10 protein-coding genes are annotated in these 14,048 nt (G+C 62.2%); 3 read left to right on the top strand and 7 right to left on the bottom strand.

Annotated elements, in window-relative coordinates; genetic code table 11:
* The first annotated feature begins 122 nt into the window (after positions 1-122).
* The gene (locus EP165_RS16540) at positions 123-872 is read left to right on the top strand and encodes an arginyltransferase (protein WP_127523940.1); all 750 of its coding nucleotides are present in this window, start codon (positions 123-125) and stop codon (positions 870-872) included.
* A gap of 26 nt (positions 873-898) precedes the next feature.
* On the opposite strand, the gene ampH is transcribed toward EP165_RS16540, so the two are convergent.
* The 3 genes from ampH to EP165_RS16525 form a co-directional block, all read right to left on the bottom strand.
* A complete protein-coding gene (ampH, locus tag EP165_RS16535; RefSeq protein ID WP_127523939.1) occupies positions 899-2,050 on the bottom strand; it encodes a D-alanyl-D-alanine-carboxypeptidase/endopeptidase AmpH in 1,152 nt (383 codons plus the stop codon).
* 299 nt (positions 2,051-2,349) lie between these two features.
* Positions 2,350-2,559, bottom strand: coding sequence for a cold-shock protein (locus tag EP165_RS16530; protein ID WP_127524036.1), 210 nt, complete (start codon positions 2,557-2,559; stop codon positions 2,350-2,352).
* 333 nt (positions 2,560-2,892) lie between these two features.
* Positions 2,893-3,150, bottom strand: a complete 258-nt coding sequence (locus EP165_RS16525) for a hypothetical protein (RefSeq protein ID WP_127523938.1) — start codon at positions 3,148-3,150, stop codon at positions 2,893-2,895.
* A gap of 1,519 nt (positions 3,151-4,669) precedes the next feature.
* On the opposite strand from EP165_RS16525, the gene EP165_RS16520 reads away from it, so the two are divergent.
* On the top strand, positions 4,670-7,138 hold the full coding sequence (locus tag EP165_RS16520) for a DUF4062 domain-containing protein (protein WP_127523937.1): 2,469 nt from the start codon (positions 4,670-4,672) through the stop codon (positions 7,136-7,138).
* 32 nt (positions 7,139-7,170) lie between these two features.
* On the opposite strand, the gene parC is transcribed toward EP165_RS16520, so the two are convergent.
* Positions 7,171-9,429, bottom strand: coding sequence for a DNA topoisomerase IV subunit A (gene parC, locus EP165_RS16515; RefSeq protein WP_127523936.1), 2,259 nt, complete (start codon positions 9,427-9,429; stop codon positions 7,171-7,173).
* A 190-nt stretch (positions 9,430-9,619) separates the two neighbouring features.
* On the opposite strand from parC, the gene EP165_RS16510 reads away from it, so the two are divergent.
* On the top strand, positions 9,620-10,804 hold the full coding sequence (locus tag EP165_RS16510; protein WP_127523935.1) for an aq_1923 C-terminal domain: 1,185 nt from the start codon (positions 9,620-9,622) through the stop codon (positions 10,802-10,804).
* 22 nt (positions 10,805-10,826) lie between these two features.
* Here EP165_RS16510 and EP165_RS16505 read toward each other — a convergent pair whose 3' ends face one another.
* The 3 genes from EP165_RS16505 to aspS all read right to left on the bottom strand — a co-directional run bounded on the left by EP165_RS16505 (position 10,827) and on the right by aspS (position 13,995).
* On the bottom strand, positions 10,827-11,471 hold the full coding sequence (locus EP165_RS16505) for a pyroglutamyl-peptidase I (RefSeq protein ID WP_127523934.1): 645 nt from the start codon (positions 11,469-11,471) through the stop codon (positions 10,827-10,829).
* Entirely contained in the window at positions 11,471-12,091 is a 621-nt protein-coding gene (locus tag EP165_RS16500) for a GNAT family N-acetyltransferase (RefSeq protein ID WP_206075933.1), read from the bottom strand. The genes EP165_RS16505 and EP165_RS16500 overlap by 1 nt, the downstream gene beginning before the upstream one ends.
* A 113-nt stretch (positions 12,092-12,204) precedes the next feature.
* Positions 12,205-13,995, bottom strand: a complete 1,791-nt coding sequence (gene aspS / locus EP165_RS16495) for an aspartate--tRNA ligase (protein WP_127523933.1) — start codon at positions 13,993-13,995, stop codon at positions 12,205-12,207.
* Positions 13,996-14,048 lie beyond the last annotated feature (53 nt).

The raw sequence follows: 14,048 nt of genomic DNA, 5'->3' as shown, positions 1-14,048 counted from the left end.
CCCTCAAAAGCATGATCCAGAATTTTTGATCGTTGGCGCCCTTCGCGGCGCCATTCGGCGGTTGACGTTTTCCTCAGTGCGGCCAAGCTATGGTAAGCTGAGTTTCCGTTGAATCCGGCCAGATGACGCAACATACGACCCAAACACCGCAGTTCTTCCTGACCGCGCCGTCGCCCTGCCCCTATATCGAGGGACAGCTGGAGCGGAAGGTGTTTACGCATCTGGTCGGCAACCGCGCCCCGGAACTCAACGACCTTCTGACCCAGGGCGGTTTCCGCCGCTCGCAGAACATTGCCTACCGGCCGGCCTGCGAAACCTGCCGCGCCTGTGTGTCGGTGCGTATCCTGGCGCAGGAGTTCGAGCCGACGAAGAACATGCGCCGCGTTGCGCAGCGCAATGACGACCTGATCGGCCACCAGCACGACGCCGAACCAACCACCGAGCAGTATTCGCTTTTCCGCACCTATCTCGATTCGCGCCACCGCAAGGGCGGCATGTCGGACATGACGGTGCTCGACTATGCGATGATGGTGGAAGACAGCCATGTCGACACCAAGGTGATCGAATACCGCAAGCGCGGGCCGGACAGCTTCATCACCGGCAGGGGCGAAGGGCCGCTGGCGGCGGTCGCCCTGACCGACCGCATGGCCGACGGGCTGTCGATGGTCTACTCCTTTTTCGACCCCGACCTTGCCGACCGCTCGCTCGGCACCTTCATGATCCTCGACCATATCGAACGGGCCCGCGCGCTCGGGCTGCCGCATGTCTATCTCGGCTACTGGGTGCACGGCTCGCGCAAGATGGCCTACAAGGTACGCTTCCAGCCGCAGGAACATCTCGGACCCAAGGGCTGGGAACGCAGCAGCCCCTAGGCCGGCACGGCAACCGCGGCAGGCAATCAGCGCGGGGCGAGTTGTCCGATCAGATCGTTTGCGAACGCGGCGATTGCCCCCGACGCGGCGAAATCGAACTTGTTGATCGCCACGAAGACCCCGACGCCGCGCGCAGGCGCGAATGCATGATAGACGAACATGCCCTGCAGGCCGCCTGCCTTCTGCATGATCAGGGGGCGATCTCCGTCTGGCTGCATGATGACCCAGCCGAGGCCCATGGCGTCCATATGACCGGATTCGTCGAGCGCATAGACGGGATCGAGGCCGTCGCGCTGCAGATAGGCCGCGTGGTTCACCAGCCGCATCTCATCGTCCCGGGAGGGACTGCGGTCGAGATGCCATTGCAGCCATTTCAGCATGTCGTTGGCGCTCGAATAGAGGCCGCTCGCACCGCCCATGGCCGGCGTGTTGGGCACATCCGGCAGCGGGGTGCCCTCGAAGCCGTGGCCCTGCATCAGGCGAGCGCGGTCCGCCGGTGCGACCGAGAGGCCGGTGTCGTTGAGCCCCATCGGTTCGAGCACACGCTCCGACAGAAGCGCCTCATAAGACTTGCCGGCGGCATCGGCGAGGCCGAGCGCAAGCATGTCGAAGCCGAAATTGGAATAGAGTGCGCCGCTACCGGCGGCAAAGAACTGCGGGTCGCCGGCAAGCGCCGCGCGGTAGGCGTCCACCGTCAGCGTGGCGAAGGGATTGTCGTCGGGGCCGGGCTCGCGATCGAGCTCGCGCGGCAGGCCGGAGGAATGGGTCGCCATGTCGATCAGGCGGATCGGCCGTCCGCCGGCCTGCGGCAGCTGCCAGTCGATATGTTTCGACAGCGTATCGCTGAGCTTGACCGTGCCGTCGGCAGCCATGCCGGCCAGAACAGCGCCGGTGAAGACCTTGCTGACGGAACCGACGCGCATCAGCGTATCGCCGTCCGGCGCCTGGCCCGAACCCGGCTGGAACTCGCCGAACCCGGAAACGGCGGTTTCGCCGTCACGCACCGCGCCGATGACTAGACCAGGCACGCCGGTTTCCAGAAACAGCACCGCACCGGTGAATTCCACCGTGTCGGCCAGCAGCCCCTCCTCGGCGGCGATGGCACGGCCGGCAAAGCCCGTCATGGCGATCATGGCGGCGGCGGCAAAGATGGCGTGGCGGCGGCGTGGTCCGATCATCGGCAATTCTCCTCGTATGGCATTCGAAGCGGACGGCGAAGCACCCGCTCACCGCTCTTGCCAAAGAAGACGCCTGGCCGAAAGCCCGGTCCGGAGAAAAACGCCCGGTGCGCCGGAAGGCCGCGCCAACCCCGCCCCGGACAACAAAAAAAGGGCCGGCGTCCCGACCCTTTTCCATCAGCGCAAAGTCCGTGCCAGTACATCCGTGGTCACGGACAGTGGCGGCCGGACCGCCGCGCGCCTCGAAGGCGCGTCATGGCGATCCTTTCGCGAGCCCCGGCCCGAAGACCGGGCGCCGCTTACACCGCCTGCAGGTTCTCTGCCGCGCTCTTGCCCGAACGCTGGTCGCGAACGACTTCGTAGGAGATCTTCTGACCTTCCACGATGCTGCTCATGCCGGAGCGCTCGACGGCGGAAATGTGGACGAAAACGTCCTGGCCGCCATCATCGGGCTGAATGAAACCAAAACCCTTGGTTGCGTTGAACCACTTAACGGTACCTGTGCTCATGACGATATCCTTCTTCGGTCGTCGTTGGATGCCCGCCCGGCAAGAACCTGCCGGCGATGCCCGATCGATTTGAAGAGGAAGATCGTAGAGTGCGCCTGCCAAAGCGCGGGTAACAAAGTTCAACAGCAGATCGATGGACGTCATGTACGCCCTCATTGGGGTTTATTCAAGGCGTTCAATTTCGCTCACGCGCTATTCGCCGCTATGCGACGGCGCTCCGCGGGGCGGGCCATAAGGCCCGAACATTTCCCTTTTGCGTGCTCAGCTTCGCTGCGCATCGCGGCGCTTCGTCCCTGCGACCTGCGGTCGACCGCGCCGACACCGAAGGGCGGGTCAGTGCGCGGACGCGCGATCGCGCGTCCATTTGTAGAAGAACACCAGCATGTCGACGGCGCTCGCTTCGGCGCGGGCGGAGAGCCGGCCGGTGCAATCGGGATTGCCGGAACGGTCCTGCACGGCGTGGCAGCGGCCGGTGCGGCGGCAGGCCTTGCGTGTGCAGCGCGCGGGCGCGCCGTCGGTCTTCGCGGCGATGCGCATCGCCGTGGTCAGGGCGGTGAGGACAAGCGGCGGGAGGGTGATGGGGGTGGGCATGGGAGTTCCTTTCTGACGGGGAGTTGGGCGGCGGTGGCCGGGTTCCGGAATGGGTCCCGGATCAAGTCCGGGATGACGCAGCGGAGGTGGCGGTGCATGGTGCCAAACGCTGGCTCGGTTGCGCCGTTCAGGCATGGATCCCGCATACGCATTTCAGAAGGCACACCTCATCGTTCCCGCGCCGCGATGGCCGGGGTGTGAAACGCGCCGTTCCGCGACGATCACTACGTGATCGCGCTGGGCGCTCTCGCGACGATCGCTGTGCGATCGCGCGGTGGGAAGCGGACGCATGACAGACGTCTCTGGCTTCTATTTTTGTGACGCCTGTCACGNACAGACGTCTCTGGCTTCTATTTTTGTGACGCCTGTCACGCGCCCGTCCGGTGTTCTTGCCCCGAGTACCTCCGAAGAGGTCACCCGGCATTCGCGCCGGGATATTGCCATTCAGTGCGCCTTCGATCTTGTTGAAGACGCCGGGCTCGCCACGCGATCAAGAGGCGAAGACACAGCTACCCGTGGGCCCGGAGCTGGGGGCTCATCGCCCAGCAGCGCCACCGTAGCGCTGCCGATCCGGCACCGTCCCTGCCACGCTCATCCGGTTCATGACCCGTGTTCCCGCGCAGGAGATGGACCAAGGGTAAGGGAGGACTGGGCGGCGTGGATAAGTTCGAGCCGGATTGGCGGAAAGCAAAGAGTTCGGCCTCAATTTATCCACGGCCATGCCAAAGGGTTGTTTGCCTGTGGGCCCGGGCCCTCCGCTATGGCTCCGGGCGTTCGTTCACTCGCAAAGCCAAATCGTTGGCTTTGCGTTCGCTTCGCGAACCGTTCCTCACGGAGGCTCATCGCCCAGCGGCGTTCTCGAGACGCCACCGATCCGGCACCGACCGCTGCCGCTCCCCGCTCGGAGTGCACACCCGTTTCCCGCGCAGCGGTATTTGCACGGAGGATGGTAAGGGAGGTGGAGAAGGCGGGGATAGATTTTGGGGAGATGGCAGCAGACGATTCGCGGATTTCAGCCCTTCCCGTGTGCGCCGCGCGCCAGAACATCCACGCGGAGTCGAGCCTCAATCCGCAGTGACGCCGCCTACCGTGCCCCTTACGAACTCATAGGCCGCAAGCGCGCCGGCGATGAGAACCGCCGCGAAGGCGAATGCGCTCCACTTCACCTCGCCGGGTGAACTGTATGGCGATCAGTGGCAGCAGAACATGCAACCGCCAACACCCCAGCGCTGCACCTGCGAGCCCGTGGTCGTGTGATTGGACCTCTTATGGCCAAGCGTGTGATGGGGGAAACCGGGAGGGAATGGGGCATTTGCGGGGGCCACGCAGGAGGGCCGATGCGGGTAGCCCACGACGGGTCGAAGTCTTCTCGGGAGCATATTTGTGAAGAGGGTCCGATGAGGTCTCAACAACAGCTCGGTGGCTATTTCCTGTTCATTAATCCGATTGCACATTGCGGAAGAGGAGGAACAGAACAGATCATCGAGCTACGTCAAGACAAGTCAAAAGCAGCTGCGCTATGGGCGACATCTATCAAAAGGTAATTCGCGTCTTTATTGCGTCTCCCGGGGGGCTAGGCGATGAACGCGAGGCCGTCAGAGTCGCGATTGATGATGTTAATCGACAGAACAGCGCTTACTGGGGAATCCGGTTCGAAGCCGTTGGATGGGAAGAGACAATCGGGGGGAACCGGCGCGCGCAATCCCTTATCAACAAAGACTTGGAGTCGTGCGACTACTTCTTTGGGATCTTGTATGACAGATGGGGCTCTCCACCTCAGGGCGACGGCGAGGGCACCGAATTCACATCTGGATTCGATGAGGAATATCATATTGCTGAATCGCTACATAAGAAAGGAGAAATGAATGATTTATTCCTCTTCTTTAAGGCTATTCCCGAAGAACGTCTCCGTGATCCTGGGGAAGAGCTGAAGCGTGTATTAGAGTTTCGCAAGCAGCGCACCGAGGCTCGTAGACCTCTATACTTCGAATTTCCAGATAGAGAACAGTTCAAGACAAAAATTCGCGACTACCTTGCAAACATTGGATGGAGCCTTTTTACCGAACACTCCGAGGGCGACGGCGAGCAGCGGAGGCCCGACGTACAAGCTCCACCGGCCCAGGAAGCAAAGAAGGAAGGCAGGACAAGAGCGACATCGCTTTTTGGGGGCGACACCGAAGCATTTCTCCGCAGACTGCTGGCGATGGAATACAAGTACGACGCTGTAAACCCGCTTGACGTGGCGCGGCTACGATTGATTGCAGCAAGCCTCCATCGCTCCAGCAACGATATTGTTCAGATAGGCGCACATGACGCGAACTTGCTTTTTCGTGCTCGAAATGAAATCTCTCCTTCCAATCGAGAGGTTGAAGCGCTTGTCAACGCTGGCTTGGCAAGTCTTGGAGCTGAGAATATCCCCCTTTGGTTCTGGGTGAACGCTGGGGCCAAAGCGATCGAACCTCTAGCCCCGATACAGGATAGGATGTTTTTCGGTCGTGACCCTGGACGGCGCTATACGCTCAGATTGGCACGATATCTTGGCTTAGCGCCGCCAACGTTTGACGATTTCATCACTCGGGCGAGGGTTATTGAGAGCTGGTTTGACGAAGAAGCTTCCCCGGACACCCGTTCGGAGGCGATGACATATTTGCGGGAGATGGGTCTGGATGAGGACTGCGTCACTCTCGACTCGATAAAAACGACGTATCCAAAAATCGATTCGGCAGAACTCGACGAAACAATCATCGCAATTCGCATGCGCGAGTCGTTGAACGTCGGTTTGGATGAACTCGCGGTTCGCGATCCGGAAAAAGTCTCTGAACCGATCCGAATGCTGATCACCGGATCGTTGGTCAACATTGAGACGGCGCGCCTAACCTCAATGCTGAAACTGAAGGCCTCCGACATCCGACTCCTAGCCGCTGAAGAACTCCGACGACGAGGCGGTCTCGATGCTGACCTCGCAGAGGAACTGAGTGGGGATAGTTCGGCAGCAATACGTTATGAAGCGATCATCGCACTGGTCGATCACGGGAAATCGATTTCGACCGAGCGAGCTCGATCTGCTTTGGAAAGCAAGCAGCCACGAAGGAGTTTACTTTCGTTCAATCGCAACAACAAAGAAGATACACTTTTCGCACAATTTCAGAGGTATGTTCTAAGAAGTTATAATCTAAAGAAACTTTTAGAACTCGCGGAAGATGAATCGCCACATTCGGCCGACGTTTTCTTTACGGCGTGTGAGAAATACCCACGACAAATGCTCACCGAGCTCAGAACCGAACTGCGTTCTGGCTTCCGGCGATTGTTCGACACCAAAGTTGAGAAACTTAAGCAACAGTTCGGCTCAACTTCTCCTGAGTTAATATCTAAGACAGTTGAGCTTGCTCCATTTTCCTGCCTCCAGCATCTGAATGAAGGCATCGGAACACTAGCCCTCCGAATGAACCGAGCCGACATAGGGCTCATGCGACTTGTGCTAGATAGTTGGGAGATCACAGCAAATAAGCCTCTACTTAAATACATGGGTCGATTCGGAGGCTGGGAGGACGTGGGGCGCATCAAAAAACTGAAATTGGCTGGCTACTTTTCGCGTCCAAGTGTTCACGAGGACCGCAATGCAAACATTGATGATGTTGGGCGCACCTTACGTGCACTGGCGCGTCGGCGGTTTACAGACCTCCTTGCCGAGATTACGGACCCCTCCGTCAAGGCAGCAGTATATTGCAGCGCATCAATACAGGAGATCGCGCAGCGCAGCGATGAACACCTATTGGAAGATCTAAATAGCGAATCCGAAAAGCTAAGAAAGACGGTAGCTTTACGATGCGTCCAATCCATTAGTAAGTCTCGCGTAGCAAAGCTGTTGAAAAAGTACATTGATCACGAGTCTTACCGATATTACAATGTAATACATTGGCTTGACCTCGGCGAATCTATGCCTACTGAGGTAAGCAAAGCACTTGTATCTAAAGAGCTAGAGACTTGAAATCCCATAGGGTGGGAAATGCGGCAAGCTCTCTACCCGAACTTCCCCGTCCTTGGAAATCCCTTGGGCACCATGCGGCCCGCACTTGCCCGTGCGCCCTTCCACTCCGTCAGTTCTTCCGCCGGTTTGACGAAGGTGCGGTCGGCCGAGTCCACCCATGACAGGCCAGAGGCCAGCGTGAAGGTCTTGGCGTCCTTGACGCCGCCATCCTTGTATTTCTGCAGGCGCACGCCCTTGCCGCGGGTCATTTCGGGAATGTCGGCCAGCGGGAAGACCAGAAGTTTCCTGTTTTCGCCGACAATGGCGACCTGATCGGCGCCCTCTTCCACGCGCATGCAAAGGGCTGCCTCGTCCGGCGCCTTCACGTTCATCACCTGCCTGCCCTTGCGCGTGTTGGCGACCATCTCGGCCTCAGGCGCCACGAAACCGTTGCCGGCATGGCTGACCAGAAGCAGCTTCTTCGCCGGGTCATGCGCGAAGGCGGTGACGATCGCCTGGTCGTTGTCCATGTCGACCATGATGCGGATCGGCTCGCCATGGCCGCGGCCGCCGGGCAGCCGGTCGACGCCGATGGTGAAGAACTTGCCGCCCGTGGTGAAAACCAGCACCTTGTCGGTGGTCTGGGCGTGGAAGGCGAGCTTGAGGGCGTCGCCCTCCTTGAAGGTGAGCGCGGCGAAATCGGCCAGATGGCCCTTCATGGCGCGCAGCCAGCCCTTTTCCGACACGACGACGGTGACCGGCTCCTTTTCCACCATCGCCTGGTGGATGTCGGTGAGGTCATGCTCGGGCGCGACCGAGAAGGTGGTGCGCCGGGCGCCAAGCTCGGTGTCCTTGGCGTATTTGCGGGCCACCTCGCCCACCTGCCAGCGCACGGTGGCCCATTGTTTGGTCTCCGACGCCAGCAGCGCCTCGATGCCGGCTTTCTCCTCGCTGAGACCGTCGAATTCCTTCTTGATCTCGAACTCTTCGAGCTTGCGCAAGGCGCGCAGCCGCATGTTGAGGATGGCCTCGGCCTGGGTGTCGGTGAGCTCGAAGCGGGCCATCATGACCTTTTTCGGCTCATCCTCCTCGCGGATGATGCGGATGACCTCGTCGATGTTGAGATAGGCGATGAGGTAGCCCGAGAGGATCTCCAGCCGGCGCTCGATTTCGCCGAGGCGGTGGCGCGAGCGGCGCAGAAGCACGTCGCGCCGGTGGGCGAGCCATTCGGCAAGAACCTGCCTGAGCGACAGCACGCCCGGCACCTTGCCTCTGCTGAGCACGTTCATGTTGAGCGGAAAGCGCGATTCCAGGTCGGTCAGGCGGAAGAGCGATTCCATCATCAGAGCGGGGTCGACCGCGCGGGACTTCGGCACCAGCACGAGGCGGATATCCTCCGCGCTTTCGTCGCGCACGTCTTCCAGCAGCGGCAGTTTGCGGGCGATGACGAGCTCGGCGATCTTTTCGATCAGCCGCGACTTCTGTACGCCATAGGGGATCTCGGTGACGATCGCCGTCCAGGTGCCCCTGCCCTGATCCTCGGTCTCCCAGCGGGCGCGCACACGGAAGGAGCCGCGGCCGGTCTCGTAGGCTTCGGCGATCGCGGCGCGGTCGTCGACGATGATGCCGCCAGTCGGGAAATCCGGGCCCTCGACATGACGCATCAGGTCGGCGACGGAGGCGGCCGGGTTGTCGATCAGGTCAATCGCCGCGGCGCACAGCTCGGCGGCGTTGTGCGGCGGGATGGAGGTCGCCATGCCGACGGCAATGCCGCTGGAACCGTTGGCGAGCAGGTTCGGGAAGGCGCCCGGCAGAACGACGGGCTCCTCGTCCTCCTCGTTGTAGGTCAGGCGGAAATCGACGGCGTCCTCGTTGATGCCTTCGAGGATCTCGGCGGCGGCCTCGGTCATGCGCGCTTCGGTGTAGCGCATGGCGGCGGCGCCATCGCCGTCGATATTGCCGAAATTGCCCTGGCCGTCGACCAGCGGGTAACGCATGGAGAAGGACTGCGCGAGGCGCACCAGCGCGTCGTAGATCGACTGGTCGCCATGCGGGTGGAACTTGCCCATCACGTCGCCGACGATGGCCGCGCACTTCGAGAACCGCGTGCCGGGCTCGAGCCGCGCGAGCCGCATGGCATGCAGGATGCGGCGGTGAACGGGCTTCAGGCCGTCGCGCAGGTCGGGCAGCGCGCGGTGCATGATGGTCGACAGCGCATAAGCGAGGTAACGCTCCTCGAGCGCCTTTTTCAGGTCGACCGGTTCGATATTGTCGCCGCCGTCGCTGCCGGGCGGCAAAAGGCTCTTTCCCATCAGTTGCGGTTAGCGGAGGGGATGATTCGGGGCAAGGGGCGCTGGGCGCCGGCAACGCCGCGTTCACCAGCTTTGGCGGGCGTTTCTTGCCAGGCGAGGCGAAAAACAGGCATTGTGGCGCGCCGCCGTCATGCTGACGTTTTCGGCGGCCAGATTAGCGGCACACAACAGGCAACTCAGGGAACGCGCAATGATCAGACACGGCTTGGCAATGACGGCGGCACTTGGCGCGCTGCTGGTATTCTCGGCTCCGGCTTCGGCACTCGACACCGACGCGTTTCTGGACCGGCTGCAGGCGGTGATGGCCGAACAGGGCACCAATGTCGGCTGGGCCGAGGTCGACCAGTACGACAACGATGCCGGCCAGCCCGTGATCGGGCTCGTCAACGTCAATGTCGAAGTGAACGGCGAAGGCGCGACGCTGCCGCTGGTGGAGCTGATCGACGTGACCGAACAGGGCGGCGGCTGGCGCATCGGCACGCTTTATGTGCCCGAATACAGCAAGCAGGACGGCGCCGACGCGGTTTATCTGAGCGAGATGGCGGTCGACGGCATGACGCTGGAGCCGCAAGGCCAGGAAAACGCCTATGGCGGGGCGATGTTCTACGAAGCTGTGAGCCTCGGCGAACTGGCGGTGACGGTGAAGGGCGAAGACGTCTTCACCATGTCGGACATGGCGATCGAGGTCGGGCTGCCGCAGGGCACGGAGCCCATGACCTTCACCGGCGCCGCGGCAGCCTTCACCGCGAAACCAGGTGCGGCGGAAGACCCGAAGACGCGGGCCGCGGCGGCAGCGCTCGGTTACTCCGACATCTCCGGCAGCTTCGTCATCGACGGCGACTGGGACCCGGCCAGCGGGCTCTTGAGGATGACGCGATACGACATCACCGTGGACGACGCCGGCACAATCGGCATCAGCCTGGAAATCGGCGGTTATACGCCGGACTTCATCAAATCGCTGCGCGAGACGCAGGCTTCGATGCTGGCTAATCCGGGCGACAATTCGGCCTCCGGCATGGCGATGCTGGGGCTGATGCAGCAGCTCACCTTCCACTCCGCGCGCATCCATTTCTCCGACGACACGCTGACCGGCAAGGTGCTGGAGTTCGCAGCGCAGCAGCAGGGCGGGCGGGCGCGCGACGTCGCCAACCAGGCCAAGGCGATGGTGCCGTTCATGATGATGCAGATCGGCGACCAGCAGCTGACCGCGCAGGCGACGACCGCCGTGTCGGCGTTTCTCGACAATCCGGGCAATCTGGTGGTGAGCGCCAAGCCGCCGGCACCTGTGCCCTTCGCGTTGCTGATGGCAGGCGCCATGGGCGCACCGCAGACCCTGCCGCAGACGCTGGGCGTGACGATTACGGCGAACGAATAGGCGGATGGACGAAGCGTGGCGGCTATCGCGCCGCCGCGCGCACCGACCGCCAATCCCCGGCGCAGGTTTCCGCAATCAACCGCGCGCCGGCGACGAGATCCTCGAGGCTCATTGCATTTTCAGGGGCACCCTCGCCCGTCAGCGGCGGCACATGCACGAAGCCGCTGACCGGCGGCATGTAGGCGCCGAAATGCGGGCTGCGCGACAGATAGAAAATGTAGTTGCAGAGATAACCGCCGGCATTGTCCGACCATGAATGCGGCAGGCCGGCGCGGGACAGTGCCGCCGCGATCTCTTCCAGCGGCAGCGTGGAAGGATGATCCTCACCGTTTTCGACAATGCAGGCGGCCTGAGGCTGCGCACCCGAATTGTCCGGCCGGCCGGCGGCGATCTCGTTGCGGGCAAGCCGTTCCAGCGTGAAACCCTCAGCACGGGCCGACAGCCCGAAATGGATTGCGATGTCTGGCGCGAACCCGGCCGCGATGCCGGCAAGGCGCTCCGGCACCTTGTCATATTCAACGGCCAGAATTTCGGTGCGTATTTCACCCAAGCCATCCAGCGCCGCAGGGTCGGCTGCCAGCGCCTCCATCATCGCGGCAGTCGGGTTCACCGGCGCGCCCGGAAACGGACCGAAGCCGGTGATCAGGATGCGGGGGCCGGCCGCCATCAGCCCTGACGCGACACCAGCGGGCGGGCCATTGTGGTGGCGAAACTGAAGCCGAACAGACGGCTGAACGGCCCCGTGCTGTGGCGGCCGCCGGCAATGAAGCCCTTGCGCTCATAAAGCGATTTCGCACGCCGATTGCTGTCGATCACGTCGAGCCGAACCTCTTTCATGCCGCGTTTTTCGGCCTCATCGACGATCGCGTCAAGCAGTGCGCTGCCGATGCCCATGCCGCGCGCCTCGCTCGTCACAGCGATGCCGTCCATCAGCAGTTGCCCCTCGGCAAGGTCGCGTTCCAGAACCGAAAGCAACAACCCGCGCCAGATGGCACCCACCCAGCCATAAACCGCCGCCATGTCGCGCAACGTCCCGCCGACCATGGCGCCGTCGACGGTCTTGAAACCGGCGATGCCGAGAAGCCGGGTTTCGTCTGCGCTGACGGCACAAATGGCGAAACGCGGGTCGATGACGCCCTCCACGAAGCGCAGGCCGCGCCCGTCACGCCCGAGGATGCCACCAATCTTGCCTTCGAAAGCCTGGAAATAGATTTCGGCCGCCTGCCGGCGCAAAGCCACCGGAAAACCGCCGCGTATGATGAAGCCGGGTTTGCTCATGATGCGCATATGGGGACACCCGCGAACGACGCCAAGAGTGTGGCCAACGGTTACCTCGGTCGGAAGGCAAGCCCGTATCTGCAGTGGCAGCAGATCCTCGGGACAAGCCCGAGGGTGACGGCCTACTCCGCCTTCTTCGACGGCGCCAGACGCAGATTGAGCTCGCGCAGCTGCTGCGGGGTCGCATCCGACGGGGCGCCCATCAGCAGATCCTGCGCCTGCTGGTTCATCGGGAACATGGTGATCTCACGCAGGTTCACCGCGCCCAGAAGCAGCATCACGATGCGGTCGATGCCGGCCGCCATGCCGCCATGCGGCGGTGCGCCATACTGGAAGGCACGGTAGAGGCCGCCGAAGCGCTCTTCCACAGTCTTGCGGTCGAGACCGGCGATCTCGAACGCCTTGACCATCGTCTCCGGCAGATGGTTGCGGATGCCGCCAGAGGCAATCTCGAAACCGTTGCAGACCATGTCGTACTGGAATGCCTTGATCGACAGCGGCTCGGCCTTTTCCAGCGCTTCCATGCCACCCTGCGGCATGGAAAACGGGTTGTGGCCGAACTCGACCTTCTTCTCGTCCTCATCCCACTCGTAGAACGGGAAATCGACGATCCAGCAGAGCTCGAAACGGTCGCGGTCGACGAGGTCGAGTTCCTCACCGGCGCGCGTGCGGGCATTACCGGCAAAGCCTGCGAATTTCCTCGGATCACCGGCGGCAAAGAAACAGGCGTCGCCGTCCTCCAACCCAAGCTGGGTGCGGATCGCTTCGGTGCGCTCCTCGCCGATGTTCTTGGCAATCGGTCCGGCGCCTTCGAGCTTGTCGCCCTCCTTACGCCAGAAGATGTAGCCGAGGCCCGGCTGGCCCTCGCCCTGCGCCCATGAATTCATGCGGTCGCAGAAGGCTCTGGAGCCGCCGGTCTTTGCCGGGATCGCCCAGACCTCGGCCTTTTCATCATTGGCCAGAATGTTGGCGAAGACCTTGAAGCCGGAACCGCGGAAATGCTCCGACACGTCTTCCATGACGATCGGGTTGCGCAGGTCCGGCTTGTCGGAGCCGTATTTGCGGATCGCCTCATCATAAGGGATACGGCGGAATTCCTGCGTCACCGGCTTGCCGTCCGCGAAGGTCTCGAACACGGAGCGCAGCACCGGCTCCATGGTGGCCAGAACGTCTTCCTGCTCGACAAAGCTCATTTCGAGATCGAGCTGGTAGAACTCGCCCGGCAGCCGGTCGGCGCGCGGATCCTCGTCGCGGAAACAGGGCGCAATCTGGAAATAGCGGTCGAAGCCCGACACCATGATGAGCTGCTTGTAGACCTGCGGAGCCTGCGGCAGCGCGTAGAATTTGCCTTCGTGAATGCGGCTCGGCACCAGAAAGTCGCGCGCGCCTTCCGGCGACGAGGCCGTGAGGATGGGCGTCGAATATTCGGTGAAGCCGGCCCCGGCCATGCGGGCGCGCATTTCCGCGATGATCTTGGTGCGCATCACGATGTTCTTGTGCAGCGTGTCGCGGCGCAGATCGAGAAACCGGTATTTGAGGCGGATATCCTCCGGGTACTCCGGCTCGCCGAAGACCGGCAGCGGCAGCTCCTTCGCGGCCGACAGCACTTCCATGTCGCGCGCGAACACTTCCACTGCGCCTGTAGGCAGGTTGGCGTTTACAGTCTCGGCCGAACGCGCCTTAACCTCGCCATCGACACGAATAACCCATTCGCCGCGCACGGTCTCGGCCGTCTTGAAGCAGGGCGAATCCGGATCGGCCACGATCTGGGTGATGCCGTAATGATCGCGCAGGTCGATGAAGAGCAGGCCGCCATGGTCGCGCACGCGGTGAACCCAGCCCGACAGGCGGACGGTGGCGCCGACATCGGCTTCTCTCAGTTGAACGCAGGAATGGCTGCGGTAGCGGTGCATGTGGTCTGTTCCGGATCAAGAAAGGTTGTTGCGGCGCCAGCACGAAGCGGTGC

Source organism: Mesorhizobium sp. Z1-4 (genome assembly GCF_004000235.1).
Lineage (GTDB): Bacteria > Pseudomonadota > Alphaproteobacteria > Rhizobiales > Rhizobiaceae > RCIO01.
Note: the sequence above shows the minus strand (reverse complement) of the source record. Positions and strands in the feature narration are given on the sequence as shown.